Annotated in this window: 18 protein-coding genes; 10 read left to right on the top strand and 8 right to left on the bottom strand. The window is 63.4% G+C overall.

Going from position 1 to position 19360, the window contains the following annotated elements; translation table 11 throughout:
- Positions 1-2: 2 nt before the first annotated feature.
- The 4 genes from ACYQML_RS06525 to ACYQML_RS06510 all read right to left on the bottom strand — a co-directional run bounded on the left by ACYQML_RS06525 (position 3) and on the right by ACYQML_RS06510 (position 3015).
- The gene (locus ACYQML_RS06525; RefSeq protein WP_056428304.1) at positions 3-773 is read right to left on the bottom strand and encodes a potassium channel family protein; all 771 of its coding nucleotides are present in this window, start codon (positions 771-773) and stop codon (positions 3-5) included.
- A gap of 526 nt (positions 774-1299) precedes the next feature.
- The gene (locus ACYQML_RS06520; protein ID WP_461235046.1) at positions 1300-1557 is read right to left on the bottom strand and encodes a hypothetical protein; all 258 of its coding nucleotides are present in this window, start codon (positions 1555-1557) and stop codon (positions 1300-1302) included.
- Positions 1558-1711: 154 nt separating this feature from the next.
- The gene (locus ACYQML_RS06515; RefSeq protein ID WP_461221437.1) at positions 1712-1984 is read right to left on the bottom strand and encodes a hypothetical protein; all 273 of its coding nucleotides are present in this window, start codon (positions 1982-1984) and stop codon (positions 1712-1714) included.
- Between the two features lie 506 nt (positions 1985-2490).
- Positions 2491-3015 (bottom strand): DUF421 domain-containing protein, encoded by a 525-nt coding sequence (locus ACYQML_RS06510; protein ID WP_056428309.1) that lies wholly within the window; start codon positions 3013-3015, stop codon positions 2491-2493.
- A gap of 271 nt (positions 3016-3286) precedes the next feature.
- Between ACYQML_RS06510 and ACYQML_RS06505 the strand changes: the two genes are divergently transcribed.
- Positions 3287-3520, top strand: coding sequence for a hypothetical protein (locus ACYQML_RS06505; protein ID WP_461235045.1), 234 nt, complete (start codon positions 3287-3289; stop codon positions 3518-3520).
- A gap of 461 nt (positions 3521-3981) precedes the next feature.
- Here ACYQML_RS06505 and ACYQML_RS06500 read toward each other — a convergent pair.
- Positions 3982-4937, bottom strand: a protein-coding gene (locus tag ACYQML_RS06500; RefSeq protein ID WP_461222664.1) for an IS630 family transposase whose coding sequence is annotated in 2 segments (ribosomal slippage) — positions 3982-4586 and positions 4586-4937 — 957 coding nt in all. Because the reading frame shifts where the segments join, the coding sequence is not laid out codon by codon here.
- A 300-nt stretch (positions 4938-5237) separates the two neighbouring features.
- Here ACYQML_RS06500 and ACYQML_RS06495 point away from each other — a divergent pair.
- Together ACYQML_RS06495 and ACYQML_RS06490 are read left to right on the top strand one after the other, a co-directional pair.
- The gene (locus tag ACYQML_RS06495; RefSeq protein ID WP_461235044.1) at positions 5238-5930 is read left to right on the top strand and encodes a DUF72 domain-containing protein; all 693 of its coding nucleotides are present in this window, start codon (positions 5238-5240) and stop codon (positions 5928-5930) included.
- A 49-nt stretch (positions 5931-5979) separates the two neighbouring features.
- On the top strand, positions 5980-6243 hold the full coding sequence (locus tag ACYQML_RS06490; RefSeq protein ID WP_461235043.1) for an HWE histidine kinase domain-containing protein: 264 nt from the start codon (positions 5980-5982) through the stop codon (positions 6241-6243).
- A gap of 272 nt (positions 6244-6515) precedes the next feature.
- Here ACYQML_RS06490 and ACYQML_RS06485 read toward each other — a convergent pair whose 3' ends face one another.
- Positions 6516-7127, bottom strand: a complete 612-nt coding sequence (locus ACYQML_RS06485) for a TetR/AcrR family transcriptional regulator (RefSeq protein WP_461235042.1) — start codon at positions 7125-7127, stop codon at positions 6516-6518.
- A gap of 102 nt (positions 7128-7229) precedes the next feature.
- Between ACYQML_RS06485 and ACYQML_RS06480 the strand changes: the two genes are divergently transcribed.
- The 5 genes from ACYQML_RS06480 to ACYQML_RS06460 all read left to right on the top strand — a co-directional run bounded on the left by ACYQML_RS06480 (position 7230) and on the right by ACYQML_RS06460 (position 12803).
- Positions 7230-8144, top strand: coding sequence for an SDR family oxidoreductase (locus ACYQML_RS06480; RefSeq protein ID WP_056428342.1), 915 nt, complete (start codon positions 7230-7232; stop codon positions 8142-8144).
- Between the two features lie 199 nt (positions 8145-8343).
- A complete protein-coding gene (locus ACYQML_RS06475; RefSeq protein ID WP_082470234.1) occupies positions 8344-9435 on the top strand; it encodes an adenylate/guanylate cyclase domain-containing protein in 1092 nt (363 codons plus the stop codon).
- A 224-nt stretch (positions 9436-9659) separates the two neighbouring features.
- The gene (locus ACYQML_RS06470) at positions 9660-10733 is read left to right on the top strand and encodes an alpha/beta hydrolase family protein (protein WP_461235041.1); all 1074 of its coding nucleotides are present in this window, start codon (positions 9660-9662) and stop codon (positions 10731-10733) included.
- Positions 10734-11124: 391 nt separating this feature from the next.
- Positions 11125-12111 carry an alpha/beta fold hydrolase gene (locus tag ACYQML_RS06465; RefSeq protein ID WP_311275979.1) on the top strand — a complete coding sequence of 329 codons (987 nt, stop codon included), beginning with the start codon at positions 11125-11127 and terminating at the stop codon, positions 12109-12111.
- Positions 12112-12578: 467 nt separating this feature from the next.
- Entirely contained in the window at positions 12579-12803 is a 225-nt protein-coding gene (locus ACYQML_RS06460; RefSeq protein WP_461235040.1) for a hypothetical protein, read from the top strand.
- A 364-nt stretch (positions 12804-13167) separates the two neighbouring features.
- Here ACYQML_RS06460 and ACYQML_RS06455 read toward each other — a convergent pair whose 3' ends face one another.
- Together ACYQML_RS06455 and ACYQML_RS06450 are read right to left on the bottom strand one after the other, a co-directional pair.
- Positions 13168-13455: a hypothetical protein gene (locus tag ACYQML_RS06455; RefSeq protein ID WP_156467778.1), complete on the bottom strand. Its 288-nt coding sequence runs from the start codon at positions 13453-13455 to the stop codon at positions 13168-13170.
- Between the two features lie 468 nt (positions 13456-13923).
- A complete protein-coding gene (locus tag ACYQML_RS06450) occupies positions 13924-14523 on the bottom strand; it encodes a TetR/AcrR family transcriptional regulator (protein ID WP_461235039.1) in 600 nt (199 codons plus the stop codon).
- Positions 14524-14611: 88 nt separating this feature from the next.
- Here ACYQML_RS06450 and ACYQML_RS06445 point away from each other — a divergent pair, with 88 nt between their 5' ends.
- Complete coding sequence (locus ACYQML_RS06445) at positions 14612-15871, top strand: efflux RND transporter periplasmic adaptor subunit (RefSeq protein WP_056428329.1); 1260 nt, start codon at positions 14612-14614, stop codon at positions 15869-15871.
- A gap of 90 nt (positions 15872-15961) precedes the next feature.
- Positions 15962-19156 carry an efflux RND transporter permease subunit gene (locus tag ACYQML_RS06440; protein WP_056428326.1) on the top strand — a complete coding sequence of 1065 codons (3195 nt, stop codon included), beginning with the start codon at positions 15962-15964 and terminating at the stop codon, positions 19154-19156.
- Positions 19157-19360: the final 204 nt, after the last annotated feature.

Genomic DNA, 19360 nt, shown 5'->3' with positions numbered 1-19360 from the left:
GGTCAGTACTCTCCCTCATCGGGAATGCTGAGCACGGTCCCGCAGGCCTTGCAGTGAACCGCATCCGGCTCGTGCCTTTGTAAAGCGCAGGCCGGACAAGGATGCCTTACCTTGTTGGGACGAAACAGAACTTGAGCGAGGCGCAGAAACAGCGTCACTCCGCATATCATCACCACGACGGACAGTAAGCGACCGGACGTGCCAGGCAAGGTCACGTCGCCATAGCCGGTGGTGGTGAGTGAGGTGACGGTGAAGTACAAGGCATCGACGTAGTTGGCGATAGCCGGATTGGTGCGGTGCTGAGTGGCGTATACCAACCCCGTCATCACGAAGACGAACACCGAAAGGTTGGCGGCGGCGAGGATCACCTCCTCGTTGCGGCGGAAAAACCCGCTATCGGAGCGCAAGCGGTCGAGGAGTTGATAGGTCCTCAGCAGCCGTAAGGTTCGCAGGATACGCAGAAACCCGGCTCCTTCGCCGACAATGGGGGCGAGGAAGGAGACCAGTGCGGCGATGTCGGCCCAGGTGGTCGGACGCAGCAATTCCCGCCAGCGGTGCCGCTCGATGGAGAATCGGGCGACGAAGTCCGTGAGCACTGCAAGGCCGACGAGGACATCGAGTCCCTCCACGACCGGCGCCCTTGGCATGAACGACGACACCACAATGAAAAGGATCGTCGCGATATCGAAGACAAGCAGGCCGTAGCGAAATCGGTGTGCTCTGTCGCTATCGCCCTCGTACAGGTCTCTGAGACGATGCTTGATCGCTTCCATAAAGGTTTCTACCCGCCCCAGCCTTCGTCGTCCCGTTCCACTTACACATGTGTCTGAAGGAACGTTCCGCAAAACGTCCGGGCTGGCGCTCTGCCATGGCTTGCCCCCCTGAAACATGGTCCGTCCTCGGACCTGGCCTCGCCCGAACGGATTGCAAAGTCTGACGTTGTCCCGTTTCAGGTGAAGAGACATGGTGCTGTCGGACGGACAGGCGATGGAGTTGGCGCCGTTGATTTCGGCCTGTCGCCCGAAGGCCAAGATGCGGCCCAAAGCGCTTCGGCGCACGATCGCGGGGGCGTGTCCCAGGCAGGCTAACCGCCGCAGCGTTCTGTCGCGCGATCCGCAGGAAGGGTAACGAATTAATCCAGGCCGACGGCCCCGAGGCCCTAACGCACGAAATCGCATTTATCCGCGAACTGGCCCCAACAAGGCCGATCCTCGCGAGGTCATCATCACCGAGGCATGGACCGGCCTCGCGGGGTGGTTGTCATGAGCGTCCCACCGACAGAGCGATTGACGGCTACGCCTACCCCATCAACGCCTTCTCGAACGAGTGGCCCAAGCCGTTACCGATATCGGTCTCATCGCCAAGCAGGCGACGAAGGGATGCGATCTCCTGCACGGCTTGCCGGCGAGAACATTCCTGGCGGGCAACGACGTCAAGGTCTCGCAGATATTCGATCACAGGCTCTCGCGCTTTGGGTGCCCGACCAAACACGGATGTCACTCTCGCCTCTACGAGGCCGGGGATCGCTTCCCAGAATTCCCCGGATCGTTCGAGCATGGCGACTTCTCCCGTCAGGTCAGAGGAAAGTGTGTCCACCATAGGGTCGCCACCTTCATTCACACAGGTTGATACCCAGCGGGCCTGTCGGATCTCACACACAAAAACGGCGAGGCTCTCGCCCCGCCGCCAACGACAACCGTTCTCAGCAAGCTTAGCGGTTACCGCCCGAGGTGCGGCCATACTGCCAGACCGGGAAGCTGTTCTGCTCCGCATTGCCTTCCTGAGCGGAAGTGCGGCCGCGGCTGTACCCGATTGATCCGGTAGTCAGATCGTCATCGGCTGTGACACGGCTCGGGGCGGAAGAGGTCACCTCATAGGCCGGAACTTCGCCACGTGCGAGATAGGTCTTGGCAAGGGCGGGCGAAGCAACGGCGCTGACGCTCAGGACGACAGCAGCAACAGCAGAAGCAATACGAGTGTTCATGGCACAATCCACTTGGGTTTGCGCGGTCTCCGTCGAATGGCGGTTGGCCGTGACTTGTTCAGTGACCTTGATCTAGGCCCGCCTCGCTCGGCACGCCGTGCGGTTCGGCACTCGCTCACACGCCAACCCGCTCTGGATCTCGAGCATGCCCCATCCTGTCACATGCCGTGCCCCACCGGCGTTGCTGACATGGAAAGGCCCCGCCAATTACCGACAGGGTCCGTCCGATCGGGTTGCACAACGCGATCGTCCTTAGGAGGTGGTGTGATGCGATGCGCGAAGGGTCGCCAAAATTGACCGTCTAGGGCCGCCGTCAACTCGGCCGGGTCGTTGGCGGTTTCGGACCGAGTGCCTTCCCTGGCCCGCTGGGGCGACGGGGCAGCCATCCAGCTCCGCCTGAATGCAGCGAACCCAAACTCCGCTGCGACAATTCGTGCAGGAACGTGGAGAGCGGACATGCTCGGTGGCTACTGGTCTGCCGCAAACCCCGGCTTGTGGCGCTCGGTCTAGATCGCGCCTCTGGCTTTATCGTCCGGTGGCTTGGCCTTGGTTTCATCCGCCGGGATGATGCTGATACGGCCATCGGCTTCGATCGAGGCTTCCTTGATGCATGCTGGGTCATCAATCCCCTGATGTCTGAGCTGGCTCATCAGTTCCGCATGAGTGATCATGGCTTGGCGCATGTTCTTCCAACAGATTTCGCCATCTGCCACCAGTCGCAGGCGCTTGGGTACGATGAAATTTTCGAAAATTGGCAATCGAAAGCTCAACCAATCGATAGCATAGTTCCAAAACACAATTGTCAGAACCAGCAGGATGCCTTCTGTCAGAGACTTGTATTCATTAGAAAATGCATTCTGCGACACATCTGCAATCAATACGATCACAAGGAGGTCGGCAAGACCTACAGCGCCAGCTTGCCTTTTCATAACGAAGCGCATGATGATGAATAGCATCAGGTACATCACAGAGCCACGCAGAAGTATTTCAAGAAGCGAGTGCTCCGGTACGATCATCGCGCGCCAATCCATCGTGCTTTTCTCCTCGGCAGCCAAGGTACAGGGCTGAGTTCCATAGGATCGCTCGCTGGCCCCGTGCGAGCCACGTTTCTCGATGTGGCAACCGGCCGTAAAAATAGCTCGCAATCGATAGTCAATATGAGCTGAAGCCCTGCGAGCCGAGGGGCTGGCGCATTTTTTGGGCCCGCTAACACACAGAAACCATTGTAAGAACGTCGATCAAATCAACATGACGCCTACGATGGCAGAGGTGGAGGACCGATCGATGACGACGAGGAAACCTATGACGAGCGACAACTTTATCCGGGACCAAGTCGGTCACCTTATTGCCTTTCAGGAGCTCGAGCATCTCACCGGGCGGCAGTTCTCCGAGACCGAGCTCGCCAAGATGGAAGAAGCGGCACAAGCCCAGGGGCACACTCTAGAGGAGGCACTTGCCAGGTTCCTCCACGCCTTGCGCAGCATTAGCCAGGACGACCTCGAGACGATTGTTAAGCTTCGGGGGGCACCTCACTAAGAGAAGAGTTCGTTGCAGACCTTACGTGTCAGAGTCCCTCTCCTTCTGCCAGATCGCTTCCACCAAGTGCTCGTTCTTTACGGGCCCGTGCAGGCCGTGGTGGATCTCGCGGTGGCAGCCTGGACAGACAACTCCTACGAACCGTCGATCGTCTGGACCGCCGTCGCTGAACCGCCGAGTATGATGGGGCTCAAGGTAGGGCTCTCCCCGCAGAGTGACGAAGAGTGCAAGCTGATTGCAGCTCTCACAGATCCCGGCCGCTTGAGCGAGGGCGTAGCGACGGACAGGTGCCGAGCGTCGGTAAAGGCTTCGGCGAGATGCAGTGCCAGCGACCTGGGGGTCAATCGAGCTGCATCCAGAGCGCGCGAGCGGACGACAGCTAGATCGACGTCGACCTCCTCGGTCTGCCCCTCTCCGACCTCGAGCGGCTTGTCACCGACACTGGCTAGAGTTGTGCCCGCTCAGCTTGGATCATAGGCATCGTATCCAGCGGCGGTGAGATAGTTGCGGCACTCGTTCGGCCGGAAGGCAGAGAAAGCCTCTCGAATGGCGATGGTCAGGTCGTCGGCGGTTCGCGCTGCGGCGGTCCGAAGGAGGGCTTTGACCTTGGCAAAGACTTGCTCGATGGGATTGAACTCGGGACTGTAGGGCGGGAGGTAGAGAACTCGTGCGCCGACCGCCTCGATGGCCTCGCGCACCCCAGCGACCTTGTGGGCGTTCAGGTTGTCGAGGATGACGGTATCGCCGGGCTTGAGCACCGGAGCCAGGGTGTCGGTGACGTAGGCCCGGAAGCGCATACCATTCGTGGCTCCATCGAAGACGGTTCTGGCGATCAGTCCCGTGGCGCGCAGGGCGGCGGTGATGGTAGTGGTCTTGTAGTGCCCGTGAGGCACGGCGATCCGGCAGCGTTCGCCGCGCGGAGCACGACCATAGCGGCGGGCCATCTTGGTCGTGGCGGCCGTCTCGTCGAGGAAGACCAAGCGATCCGGATCGAGATCGGGTTGGCGCTCGAACCAGTCCTCGCGTGCGGCCTTCACATCCGGCCGCTCCTGCTCGGCCGCGTGGACAGCCCCTTTTTACGGGTGATCCCATGCCGGGCGAAGAAGCGTGACAGGCTGCTCGTGCTTGCCCGGACGCCCCGTTCCGAGAGCCTGTCGCGCAGTTCCCGCAGGAAAGAGAGCGGGTGCTCTTCGTAGATCCGAAGGATCAGGGTCGCCTGCGCTTCCAGGCGCTGCGAGTTGCGGTCGCCGCCCATGGGCCTGGGCGCGATCCGCCCGTCCTGCCGAAAGCGCTCGTGCCAACGGATCGCGCTGGCTGCCCCGACCCCGAAGCGTTTGGCAGCCTGACGCCGCGATGCACCTGCTTCAATCGCGGCGACCACACGCTCGCGCAGATCGACCGACAGGGCTGACGGCATGGCAATCCTCCCTCATAAGCCCGTCCAGTGAATCACACGCCAGCCAGATCGCCTACCCCAAGCGATTCAACCCGCCAGGGCACGGCTCTAGGACGAACTCGAAGACGATCGCAGAGCGTTGGATGCCTTCTCGATCAGGAGCTGGCTCGGTGCTGTAGCCGGCGCACTCGAACTAACCCAGGAACCGCACGCCCTACCTTGACGGCAGAGAAACCTCGGCACGCCGACCGTGTTAATGAAGCTGTTCGAACGCATTGTGAGCCCGAAAGCGTGGCCTTCATTGGAACTGCTGGGTGGAATGTGCCGAAAGCCTACGCTGGTGCGTTTCCGGCCGTTGGAAGCCACCTACAGCGCTATGCCCAGCGCCTCACCGCCGTGGAGATCAATACGTCGTTCTATCGCCCTCATCGTCCCGCCACCTACAAGCGATGGGCCGAGGCCACGCCTGAGCATTTTCGCTTCGCCGTGAAAGTCCCGCGCATGATCACGCACGAGCTGCGGCTTGGGAATGCCGACGCCCCGCTACAGCGATTTCTGGATGAGATCGCTGGACTCGGCCCGAAGCTCGGCCCGCTCCTGCTTCAGCTACCGCCGAGCCTTCGCTTCGACGATCGGACGAGCGACCCGTTCCTGCGAGCATTTCGGCACGCCCATGGCGGCAGCATCGTTTGCGAGCCGCGGCATGCCAGCTGGCTGACGCCAAGTGTTGATGCGCTGTTGACGAAACTTCGTATTGCCCGTGTGGCAGCAGATCCGGCACCGATGCCGGGCGCAGACGAGCCCGGTGGCTGGCAAGGCCTGCGCTACTATCGACTTCACGGCTCGCCGAAAATCTACTATTCTGCTTACGAGCAGCACGCCCTCGACGCGATGGCGGACCGCCTCGCCGCAGACGCGATGCAGGGATGCGAAAGCTGGTGCATCTTCGATAACACTGCCACCTTCGCCGCGACCGGCGACGCGCTCTCGATCCTGGAGCGTTGGGCGTCCTAGCGTCGTCTAGGCTGTGTGGACGGATTAATATCCTTGGGCTGTCGCTCTGATGGGCGACACGGCAGACAGCGTCGAGGATTACCGTAACCGCCTGGAGGGCCGCTTTCGTGCACTCGCCCGGACGCAGGCGCTGCTCACCCGAACAGCCAATGCCGGCGTGGATCTGGCCACCCTGGTCCGAGAAGAGATCGGGGGCCAGGCGGAGCACGACGACCAGTACCGTCTCTCCGGACCGGAACTCCTACTGGCTCCAAAGGCCGCGGAAGTCCTCACGCTGGCCGTCCATGAACTGGCGACCAATGCCATGAAGTAGGGGGCTCTGGCTGAGCCGCATGGCCGGGTCATCATCGCCTGGACGGGATTATTGTGAGGCACTCTCTCGTTAGCTCGCCTAGCGAACGTATGCTTCCGGCGACCATTGGAAGTTGCGTCTTCGACTAGGTTGGGACCGGACCCGTCCGTCCGCTCCAAGACCGGGCTGGGTGGATTTGCGACTGTCAGTTTCCACGAGGCGGAGGTCACGTAGAGGGCGTACCGGAGCTGTCGGATCTCGGCAGCCCGAATCTTCGGCACGTTGGTGCGAAGCTATCGCAGGGGTTGGCAGAACTCAGCTGCGAGCCCATCAAACGCGGCGTGCAGGAAGGAGTCCAGCGGCTGATCTCCGCCCACCTGGATCCAGTCCTCAATGGCCAGGCGCATGGCGCCGAGCGAGGCCATCGCGAGGAGGCGTAAGGGCGTGCTGCGATCGGGACTCGGCCACCGCTCGACAAGCATCGCATACAGGGCCTGCTCATGCAGGCCGTAGGTTGCCTGCTTGCGCACCCTGAGGGTTTCGCTGGACCGCAGGACGCGGTCGATGCTGATGAACTCCTGGGTCCGGAAGCCTGCGGATAGCGTCAGCATCGCATCGCGGACCGCATCCACCGGCACCTTGTCGGAAGGCTGGGCCAGGATCGCCTTGTGCAGGGATGCGCTGAACCCCCGCATCTGCCAATCCAGCAGGATCTCCTCCTTCGACTTAAAGTAGTAGAAGAAAGTCCGACGCGAGATGCCGGCCGCCTCGGCGATGGCATCCAGCGTCGTCGCCTCGTAGCCGTTCCGGCTGAACAGCTTAAGGCCTGTCTCCGCGATCCTCTCCAGCGTCTCCTGACGCTTACGCGCGCGCAGGCCACTCGGCTTTGATGACACGATTTCCATTCCGGCGTTTTCGCATGCGATTTCGCACATACAAAACTGCACTCAGTGCGAATATATCTTTGCACCGAGTGCGACTTAGCGTGTGGGGCGGGAAAGACCTGGATGTCTGGCTGGACGTTGAAAGACCTTCCTTCCCAGTCGGGACGGGTTGCCATCGTGACGGGGACAAGTGGCCTCGGCTTCGAGAATGCGCTCGCACTCACGCGGGGCGGGAGCGAGGTTATCATCGCTGGGCGCAACTCGGACAAGGGCGGACAAGCCATCAAGTTGATACGGCAGAAGTCGCCTGACGCCAGGGTTCGCTTCGAAATCCTCGACCTGGCAAGCCTCGCTTCGATTGCTGCCTTCGCTCAGCGCATGGCGGGCGATCTCAACGGCGTCGACTTACTGATCAACAATGCCGCAGTGATGAATCCGCCGGTGCGCAAGGTCTCTGGCGACGGCTTCGAGTTGCAGTTCGCCACGAACTACCTCGGACACTTCGCGCTCACCGCCCATCTGCTGCCGTTGCTGCGCCGGGGGCGCACACCCCGCGTGGTCACGTTGTCCAGCGTGGCGGCCCGTAGCGGCCGCATCGACTTCGACGACCTGCAGACGGAGCGCACCTATCGCCCGATGGCGGCCTACGCTCAGTCCAAGCTCGCCTGCCTGATGTTCGCGCTCGAACTTCAGCGCCGCAGCGAAGCGAACGGCTGGGGGGTCACCAGCCTTGCGGCGCATCCCGGGATCTCGCGGACAGACCTGTTGCCGAACGGCTCAGGTCGCTGGAGCTTCGCCGGCATCATGCGGACCTACATGTGGTTCCTGTTCCAGCCGGCAGCGCAGGGGGCATTGCCGACCCTGTATGCCGCGTCCTCGCCATTTGCTTTGAGCGGGGGGTACTACGGTCCGATGCGACTGGGTGAGACCCGCGGCGCGCCGGGGCCCGCCGCCATTCCGGTCCAAGCTCGGGACGAGGCCGTTGCGGCTCGGTTATGGGCCGAATCCGAACGTCTGTCCGGCGCGGTGTTCCAGTAGATCCCGGTCGTCGGACGGACCTTCCCGATCATACGTAGCGAAGCGAAGGAGCCGCCGGATGCCTGGGCGTCCCACTGCCCGGCCAAACGGTGACCCTCCGTCGGGCACAGTAAGTCGCCTCGACCGGCCTAATTCCCAAGATCCCATGCCCGTGGCCTTCCTCGGCCATTCCAGAGCAGCTCCCACTTGGATGGAAACGATGTCGAACGGCTCGCTCACGTTCTGGATCGTCATCGCCGCCGCCAGTGCCGCGTTCGGTGCCCTGTACGGCATCCTGTTCCACGAGGGGCCGGCCGTACTCGGCGTTACGTATGGGACGTGCATCGGCGTCCTCGCCATCGCCTACGAGCGCGGTGCCCTGTTCCCGCGGTACACGACCTGCCTCCGGCGCCTGCCCTCTCTGGCCTACTTCGCCGCGGCGGAGATGAGCTTGCTCCTCGTGATCATCATAGGAATGGGCGTGATGGGCATCGTGGTCCGAGCCCTAGGCCTGACGGACAAGAGCTTGGCGGAGGTCGTGATACCTCGGCCCCAGGCTGTCATCTACGCGATGGCTGTGTCGGCGCTCCTGATCGGCGTGTTGCGCATGCGCGACCTCATCGGCCGCAGCACATTCACCAACCTGATCCTCGGTCGCTATCATCGCCCGCGCAGCGAGGAGCGCATCTTCCTGTTCCTCGATCTCGTCGGCTCGACCGCCTATGCGGAGAAGCACGGGGACTTCGCGGCGCAGGAACTGCTGAAGGACGTGTTCGAGACGATTGCCGAACCGGTTCGCCGACATCGCGGTCAGATCGACGACTACATTGGCGATCAGGTGATCATCTCCTGGCCACTGATGCGCGGCATCGAGCGGGCCAGGTGCATCGAATGCATCTTCGCGATCCAACGAATGCTCCGCGATGACCGCAACCGATGGACTAGGAGATTCGGACTCGTCCCGGAACTCCGCGCGGCGCTCCATGGCGGCAGTGTCGTCACGGCCGAGATAGGGATCGACCGGCACAAGATCGCCTACTTCGGCGACGTCATGAACGCAACCGCCCGACTGGAAGGTCTGTGCCGGGAGACAAGCCGGTCCGTGCTCGTCTCGGAAGCCGTGCTCTGCAGGATTCCCGTGCTTCCAGACGGCATCGAGGCGGAGGCCTTGGGGCAGCATGTTCTGAGGGGGCGTAGCGGGGAGATGGTCGTCCACGCGCTTAGCGAACGGCGGAAATTCTCGGTCGTTGGCGAGGTCGTCGGTCAACCCCATCATGGGCGCGGGGTTGCAGCGTCCCATCGCTTGTCTTGAACGGGTGTACCGTAAGCGCCGCTGGATGACGGCTAGAGCGCTCTCCGCCGAAGTGGATGCCGGTTCGGCGAAAAAGAGCGCGGCAAAACAGAGGCTTAGAGATGTGTCCCGACCCAACGTGGTCGGGCGCAGCTCTAGATGTCCATCCCCAACCCCGAATGCTTCCGACGAAGGCCACAAGGCTCCCGCCCGATCAACCTGCCGTCAAACACCGTGAGACGTTCATGCCCATCACCGCCGATGTCCCGCAACGCACGGACGCCTTCCCGGCACCGACCAATCGTAGCCTCAGCCGCCGCCGCTTCGGCACGATGGCCCTGGCGTCGGGTGCCGCAGCCTGGCTCTCGTCCCTGTCGGCCCAGGCGCTGCCGGCATCCGAGGAAGCCCGGGTCATCGACTTCGAATGGGTCGATCCGACACGCGACCGCGCGGTGCCGGCGCGGCTCTACTGGCCAGCCTCCGCGACCCGGAAGGGACCGGTCCCGCTCATCGTCTTCTCCCATGGGCTCGGCGGTTCGCGAAAAGGCTACAGCTACCTCGGCGAGGGGTGGTCGGCGCGCGGGATCGCGAGCCTGCACATCCAGCACGTCGGCAGCGACCAGACGCTTTGGGAGGGCAACCCGATACTGCTCCTCGACCGTCTCGATGGGGCAGCGGACGAGCAGGAAGCCATAGAGCGGACGCGGGACGTGAGGTTCGGCCTCGACCGCCTGCTCCATCGTGACAATCCCTTCCAAACCGCCATCGACAGGAAACGCGTTGTCGCGGCCGGTCACTCATACGGGGCGAACACGACCCTGATCCTGACCGGCGCTCAGGTGATCCGCAACGGGAAGCCCATCGGGGGCCGGGACCCACGCTTCACGGCGAGTATCGTGATCTCAGCCCCGCCCTTCTACGGCGAGGCCGACCTCGCGGCAGTTCTCGCTTCCGCGGATGTCCCCTCCCTCCACGTGACCACGACCGAGGACACGATCCGCATCCCCGGCCGTTACTCCCCGGTGCAGGACCGCATCGACGTCTTCAACGCCATCCCTACGGCACGAAAGGCCCTCGTCGTGTTCCAGGGCGGTTCGCATAGCGTCTTCACCGATCGATCCCTTAGGAACGGCGGGCCGCTGAACCCTCTGGTGAAGCGTGCGACGATGGAAGCCGGCATAGCCTTCCTCGACCTCGTTCATCGCTCCGATCCCGCTCCAATGGAGGAATGGAACGTGATCTGGAAGCCGATCCTGGCCGCTGCACCGGTGCCTTTTCCGGTCCCGACGAGACAAGCGGACCGTAGACGTCGCGCCTGAGGTTCGGACCACATCATTGCTCAATGAAGCGGCCGGCGCGACCTAATCCCACGGCTGGCGGACGCTACGGCATTGATAGGTTCGAACTCATATGCGTTGCCGTCTACGTACTTGCATGCACCCACTTCGAGACGTCCGCTCAGCCCCTCGCGACCGTGATGATCTGCCGCCATGCCGGGACGGGGCGAGGCCGCTATCCCGTCCTGCTCTCGCCACTACTGCCCCGGCTTAATAGCCCGAATGATCCGGTGTGGAAAAAGGCAATACAGCTGATCTGGCGATCCGCCTACGTCGCGCGGAACGACGGCATACCAGGACCGTTCGTTCCATTGCAGCGCTATGGGCGAACCCGCCTGCTGATGCTGCTGGCCACTTTGATCGGACACCTGCCATGGCTCAGAGCCGCGACTTCGCACGTCCCGCTGCTCTCATGACGTTGGGAGCCGCGGCTCTCGGTCTTACCGCCGTTGTGGTGAGTGCGAGAGCACGACAGGCGGAGCGGGACAACCCGCCGACCGGCCGGATCATCGACGTTGATGGCCTTCAAGTTCACTATGCCGAGGTGGGCGACGGCGAACCTCTGGTGCTCCTGCACGGCAACGGCAGCATGCTCCAAGATTTTATGTCGAGCGGCTTCGTCCAGGCAGCAGCCAAGCGCTATCGCGTCATCGCCTTTGATCGACCGGGCTATGGTTATACCGAGCGACCCCGCAGCACCATCTGGACACCCTCCGCCCAGGCAGATCTACTTCGCACGGCGCTGCAGCAAATCGGGGTCTCGCACTCCCTCGTGCTGGGCCACTCCTGGGGTGCCTCTGTCGCCATCGCCCTCGCGCTCGACCACCCGGACATGGTCCGGGGCCTTATCTTAGAGAGCGGGTACTACTACGGTTCAGTCCGTGCGGACGTCGTACTGATGTCCGGTCCCGCCTTGCCGCTCATCGGCGACATCCTGCGCTACACCGTTTCGCCTCCCGTCGCTCGTCTTCTCTGGCCGTCAATGATCCGGAAGCTGTTCAGCCCTGCACCGGTGGCCGCCACGTTCGAAGGCGTCCCCTCCGAGATGGCAATCCGTCCCTCACAGTTGCGGGCCAGCGCGGCCGAGTCTGCATTGATGATCCCAGATGCGCTGGCGGTCCAAAACCGCTACGCCGAACTCTCAATGCCGGTGGCCATTGTCGCCGGAGCTGGGGACAAGATGGTGGATCTTGCCACTCAAGCTGTGCGCCTGCATCGCGTGCTACAGAATAGCAGCCTGCATGTCGTGCAGGATTGCGGTCATATGGTGCACCATACCGCTCCCAGTGAAGTGATGTCAGCTGTGGAGACGGTTGCCCAGGCGGTCGAAGCGGCGCCGCGCCTCAAAACCGATGGGTAGCGGTTAGAGCGCGTTCCAGCAGGGAATAGGCGGTGGCTATCGATGCAGGAACGGTAGTCCAATGGGGTCGACTTGGTAGGTTAAGATTGTGAAGACGCAGTCGAATCCTTCCCACTGGTTAGACCGATGGCCTGCTATCTCCGCAAGGCCGTACGACCCGTTTAATGAGCTGCACCATGCTGCTGGAGTGGCGCCCTTTGGCTCACGAGATCCTCGTCTTGCTTCCGCCAATTTGGGCCAAAGTCCCTGGAAAAATTCGCGAACGCTGGCGGCAAAAGTATGCCTCGGCCTTATGCAGCAAACTTGCCTAAATGCGCTGAAGGCAACGGTTAGACGGATGCCTTCTCAGCCTTCGCGCCTTCCGGTCTCTCTTGCCTTTCCTTTTAGGGAAGGTTGCAACCGGCCGCTCGACCTCGCCACGCTCCTTGAGTGAGAATGCGCGGCAAGGCATTCTAGGAGACCGGACCGTGCAGCGCCTGACCGACATGCTCCGGCTGTTGGTCGAGAAAGCAATGGCGGCGGATGTTCGGTTCGCTCCTTTCATTGGGATCGGTTGCCCCGGTGAGATCCGCTCGGACGGCTTCCATCACCCGGAACGCGTTCGCTCTGCCCTGCCGGTCATTGCTGGCGCCGAAACCGTCATCGTTTTGCACAACGATGCGGTGGTCCAGGGCCTGAGCGAATTGCCTTAATGCGTGATGTTCAGCGCCGGGGCATCCTGACCATCGGCACAGGTCTGGGCAACGCCCGCTTCACCTGGGCTCAAGACGAGTAGGGTTCGACCCCCAACATACACTGCAGCCTTCCGAGCACTGAGAACGGCGTTTTCCTCAGGCCGATCGACCGCCTATGGCGCATTATGGCGATCACCGGCCTGGGCGCGCGAAGCTTAGCGGACGCGAAGCACCCTGTGAAGAAAGAACAGCTAGCGGGCGCGTTTGAATGAGACGCTTATTTCCAGAATATAGTCATTATAATGAGCGCCTCAGGCGAATATATGGGGTGGTGGCATGCTCGAATACTGCAGCACGGCCAGGAACGCGTCAGCGGATCACCTCAATGGCGAGCGCCAAATCCTTCCGTAGCATCGCCATCCTCCGGACCGTTTTCCTCCCGCTCCAACCTGCAGTAATCGACCAGTAAACGCTGAAAGGGAGCGAGGTCGGTCGCCTCAGGGTAAGTGTTCTCACGTTTGATGGCCGCACGACATTTGGCGATCTCCTGGTCCGCCTCCCGGTCGACATCCGCCGTCTGCGCAGAGCTCAATGTCTGCAGCGATCCCAATCCCATTCGATCAGCAATTGCTACGCGGATCTCGTCACGCTTGGCCACCAGCTTGTTCACGATGCTCTACCTCCGCGCCATGACAGGCTTCTTCCCAGGTAACTGCAAGATGCCAAATATGGCTCCCAGCGGATCAACATCTTTATGCGGGCAGGCATTTCCTTAGGCGGCTCAAGTGAATTCGCCTCCTTTGATATTGAAACTGGCGATGCGCTCAAGATACATGATTAAAATTCCGCCTTTCCTCGAATCCAGGCTTTGCAGTCTGCGGCCTTGAAGGCTGAAATCGGGTCAGTATCCATTGTCGACAAGAGCCCACGCTTCGGTCCGCTTTAGGGCTACGCTTGCGGCCGCCAGTGTGACCCCGTCGAATCACTTCTGGCCAATGCTCTGTATTGCAAGGTCGGTCTGAGTAGGGTCGGGACTTGCTGGTCTTCTCTACTGCCGGAGCGGGTAGTTTGCGGGCATGCAGCTTTCAGAAAGGAAAGTGCCGGAATCTGCGGCCTGCAGCCCTGTTCGACCGAGCGTTCAGTCCCTACCGCTCCTGGCGAAGGCCCCGAGCGAGACGCGCGCTACCTCTCGCAGAGCCTCGCGATTGGCCCCCGACGACGCGATGACGCCCATGCCAGAGGCCACCGTCGACAGGAATCGCGCCAGCGCCACAGGATCCGCGTCCTCCGGCAGATCGCCGTCGGCCTTTGCCTGAATGAAACGCCCGAGGAGTTCCGTCTCCGACTCGGCCCGGCGCGAGGCCAGCTCGAACGGGATGTTCTCCGAGCCGGCGCCGCAGGCGAGTCCGCCCTGGACGAGAAGGCAGCCGGGCGGATTGGCCGGGTCGGTATGGCTCTCGGCGATGCTGCTCAGGAAGCGCTCGGCCACGTCGCGCGCCGTGGCGCCGGCGAGCACGTAGCGCATGTGCTCCGACCGCCGCAGCGCGTAGCGATCGAGGGCGGCTTTGAGGAGGCCCTCTTTGCTGCCGAAGGCTGCGTAGAGGCTCGGCGCCTTGATGCCCATCGCCTTCGTCAGCATGGCGAGGCTGGCGCCGTCGTAGCCGTGACGCCAGAACACCTCCATCGCCTCGTCGAGGGCTTTGTCCCTATCGAAGGACCTGGGTCGCCCCATCACCATTGTCAGCTGACTCCAACTTTTATAACGAGTGATAGATAAGTCTCTTGACGCCCGCCGTCCATGCCGACATGTGTAGCGAACTCTACAGATGTCGGAGTCGGCCGTGAACCCTTCGCCTCACGCTTCCCCTACCCGTTCCGGTTTTCGGCGCAGCCTCGCGGCCGGTGTTGCCTTCGCTCTTCTGGCGGGCGCCTTCGTTCAAACCCTCCCCAGCCTGACGGCGCACGGAACGGAGGCGGTCGCCGCACCGGCGCCGTCCGAGCCCGCGACGCCGGTGCCCGTCGCCACCGTCGCGCCTCGCCCGGTCGTGCTGTGGGACGAGTTCTCCGGCCGACTCGAAGCGGTTGACCGGGTCGACGTCCGGGCACGTGTTGGCGGAGCGATCCAGGCGACGCACTTCACCGAGGGCGAACTCGTCAGGCCCGGCGACCTGCTGGTGACCATCGACCCCGCACCCTACGCGACCGAAGTCCATCGCCTGGAGGCACAGGCCGCCGGCGCCGAGGCGCGTCTCGCCCTGACCGCAAGCGACTTCGAGCGTGGACAGCGGCTTTCCGACCAGCGCATCGTCACGGCCCGCGATCTCGATGTCCGCGCCAACGCGTTCAAGGAAGCCAAGGCGAGCCTCGACGCTGCCAAGGCGACGCTGGAAGCCGCCCGGCTCAACCTCAGCTACACGGAGGTGAGGGCCGCAGTCGGCGGACGCGTTGGACGCCGTGAGATCACGCCGGGGAACCTCGTCGCCACTGGCGCGGGCGCTGCTGTGCTGACCACCCTCGTCTCCGTCGATCCCGTCTATGCCAGCTTCGACGCGGACGAGACCGTCGTCCTCAAGGCCCTGGCCTCACTGGCTGACCCCTCGGGCAAGCGCGGCAGCCTCGACCGCATCCCGGTCGAGATGCTCACCGCCGACGGGGCGCGGGCGCGTGGGCACCTCCAGTTCATCGACAACAAGGTCGATGCGCGAAGCGGCACCATCCGGGTCCGCGCAAGCTTCGGCAACAGCGACGGACATCTCATCCCGGGTCAGTTCGCTCGCATGCGCCTCGGCCAGGCCGCACCCGAATCGCTGCTGCTCGTGGACGAGCGGGCGGTCGGCACGGATCAGGACAAGAAGTTCGTGCTCGTTGTGGGGGCCGACGACCGCGCAGAGTTCCGTGCCGTCACCCTCGGCCGGTCCGTTGACGGACTGCGCGTCGTGAACTCCGGCCTGTCAGGCGGCGAGCGCATCGTCGTCAACGGCCTTCAGCGGCTCCGGCCCGGCATGCTCCTCCGGCCCGAGCCGGTCGCCATGGGCGCGCGGCCGCAGGACTCCGCAACGGCTCCGCGCCGAGTCGCGCAGAACTGACGGGCGGCGCAGGCCGCTCTTCCCGATCGGACTTCTACCCAGCGGCCGCCATGCGACCGCTCTCTCTCCCCGTGCGCCCAGGAGGGCGGCATGAACCTCTCGAAATTCTTCATCGACCGGCCGATCTTCGCAGGCGTGCTCTCGGTGCTCATGTTCATCATGGGCCTGATCTCGCTCTTCGCGATGCCGATCTCCGAGTATCCGGACGTGGTGCCACCCTCGGTCGTCGTGCGCGCGACCTTCCCAGGCGCTAACCCCAAGGTCATCGTCGAGACGGTGGCGACGCCGATCGAGGAGCAGATCAACGGCGTCGAGGGCATGCTTTACATGTCGAGCCAGGCCACGACCGACGGCATCATGACGCTCACCGTCACGTTCCGTCTCGGCACTGACCCCGACAAGGCCCAGCAGCTCGTACAGAACCGCGTCTCGCAGGCCGAGCCGCGCCTGCCGGCCATCGTGCGCCAGCTCGGCATCGTCACGGTGAAGTCCTCGCCGGACCTGACCATGGTGGTGCACCTCGTCTCGCCCAACGGGCGCTACGACATGACCTACCTGCGCAACTACGCGGTGCTGAATATCAAGGACCGGCTCGCCCGCCTCGACGGCGTCGGGCAGGTGCAGCTTTTCGGCTCTGGCGACTATTCGATGCGCATCTGGCTCGACCCGCAGAAGGTTGCCGAGCACGGGCTGTCGGCCGGCGACGTCGTGCGCGAGATCCAGGCGCAGAACGTGGAGGCGGCGGCCGGTGTTATTGGCGCCTCGCCGGCAATCCCGGGACTCGACCTCCAGCTTTCCCTCAACGCCGACGGGCGGCTTACCACTGAGGAGCAGTTCGGCGACATCGTCGTAAAGACCGGGGAGAGCGGTGAGATCACCCGCCTGCGCGACGTCGCCCGGATCGAGCTCGGAGCTTCCGACTACGCCCTGCGCTCGCTTCTCGACAACAAGTCCGCCGTCGCCCTGCCGATCTCCCAGTCGCCCGGCTCGAACGCGATTCAGATCTCCGACGAGGTCCGCCGGACCATGGCGGAGATCAAGCAGAACATGCCCGAGGGCGTCGACTACGAGATCGTCTATGATCCGACGCAGTTCGTGCGCGCCTCCATCGAGGCGGTGATCCACACTCTGCTGGAGGCCATCGCCCTCGTCGTCCTCGTGGTGATCCTGTTCCTGCAGACCTGGCGCGCTTCGATCATCCCGCTTCTCGCCGTGCCGGTCTCCATCGTCGGCACCTTCGCGGTGATGCACGTCTTCGGCTTCTCCATCAATGCGCTCAGCCTGTTCGGCCTCGTGCTCGCCATCGGCATCGTGGTCGACGACGCCATCGTGGTCGTCGAGAACGTCGAGCGTAACATCGAGAGCGGCCTGTCGCCACGAGACGCCAGCTACCAGGCCATGCGCGAGGTCTCCGGACCCATCATCGCCATCGCCCTCGTGCTCGTGGCGGTATTCGTGCCGCTCGCCTTCATCAGCGGCCTGACGGGCCAGTTCTACAAGCAGTTCGCCCTCACCATCGCTATCTCGACCGTCATCTCGGCCGTCAATTCGCTGACCCTGTCGCCGGCTCTCTCGGCGCTGCTGCTGAAAGACCACCACGCCCCCAAGGACCGCCTGACCCGCATCCTCGACGGGATGCTCGGCTGGTTTTTCCGGCGCTTCAACCGCGTCTTCGGCCGAGCCTCGGACGGGTACGGGCGAGGCGTCGGTTTCGTCGTCTCCCGCAAGGCGACAATGATGGTGCTCTACCTCGTCCTCGTCGGTCTGACCGTGGTGCTGTTCCGCCAGATCCCCGGCGGCTTCGTGCCGGGCCAGGACAAGCAGTACCTCGTCGGCTTCGCGCAGCTGCCGGACGGCGCGACCCTCGACCGGACCGAGGACGTGATCCGCCGTATGAGCGAGATTGCCCTGAAGGAGCCCGGCGTCGAAAGCGCTGTCGCCTTCCCAGGCCTCTCCATCAACGGCTTCACCAACAGTTCGAACTCAGGGATTGTGTTCTCCACCCTGAAGCCATTCGAGGAGCGCCGCTCGCCGGCCCTGAACGGCGGTGCCATCGCCCAGTCGCTCAACAAGAAGTTCGCGGCAATCCCCGAGGCCTTCATCGCGATGTTTCCGCCGCCGCCTGTGAACGGCCTCGGAACCATCGGCGGGTTCAAGATGCAGATCGAGGACCGGGCCGGCCTCGGCTACGAGGCGCTCAACGACGCGACCAAGGCCTTCCTGGCCAAGGCCGCCCAGGCCCCGGAGCTCGCGGGCCTCTTCTCGAGCTTCCAGATGAATGTGCCGCAGCTCTTCGCCGACATCGACCGGACGAAGGCTCGACAGCTGCGCATCCCTGTAACGGACGTGTTCGACACGCTGCAGATCTATCTTGGCTCGCTCTACGTCAACGACTTCAACCGGTTCGGCCGCACCTACTCGGTCCGGGTTCAGGCCGACGCGCCCTTCCGCGCCCGCTCGGACGACATCGGGGCGCTGAAGGTGCGGGCGGGCTCCGGCGAGATGGTGCCGCTCGCCGCACTGCTTCGCGTCCGGCAGACGGCCGGGCCGGAACGCGCGATGCGCTACAACGGCTTCCTCTCGGCCGACATCAACGCCGGTGCGGCACCGGGCTACTCCTCGGGCCAGGCCCAGGCGGCCGCCGCCCGCATCGCGGCCGAGACCCTGCCGCGCGGCTTCGCCTTCGAGTGGACGGACCTGACCTACCAGGAGTTCATCGCCGGCAATTCCGGGATGTGGGTATTCCCGCTGGCGCTGCTCCTCGTCTTCCTCGTGCTTGCCGCCCAGTACGAGAGCCTGGCCCTGCCGCTCGCCATTCTGCTGATCGTGCCGATGGGCCTGCTCGCGGCGATGTTTGGGGTCTGGCTTTCAGCGGGCGACAACAACGTCTTCACCCAGATCGGCCTCATCGTCCTCGTCGGCCTCTCGGCCAAGAACGCGATCTTGATCGTGGAATTCGCCCGTGAACTTGAATTCGCCGGCCGCACGCCGCTCCAGGCCGCCATCGAGGCGAGCCGCCTGCGTCTGCGCCCGATCCTGATGACCTCGATGGCCTTCATCATGGGCGTGCTGCCCCTGGTGACGGCCACCGGTGCCGGCTCGGAAATGCGCAGCGCCATGGGCGTTGCGGTGTTCTCCGGTATGATTGGCGTCACCGCCTTCGGCCTCTTCCTGACGCCGGTCTTCTACGTCCTCCTGCGTCGCCTCAGTGGCAACCGGCCGCTCAAGCAGCATGGCGGCAGCGCCCCGGTTGTTCATCAGGAGCGGATCACAGAGGCCGCATAATGGTTCCGTACCGACGGGCTGGTCTGCCTGAGCCGGCATGGATCTGCTGCTCTATGACCAAGAAGGGTGGATTTCTGCCGGTCCGCTTTTGGAATGCGGTTCGCCCAATCAGACATACGCCCAAACGGCTGAGCCCACGCGGTCTTACTTTTCGGTGCCCTGCTTCTCGCATGGCATGGCTTCCACCGCTTCGTCACGGCGATC

This window comes from Methylobacterium sp. CM6244, from assembly GCF_054817885.1.
The sequence above is the reverse complement of the archived record's forward strand: the minus strand, read 5'-3'. Positions and strand labels throughout refer to the sequence as shown.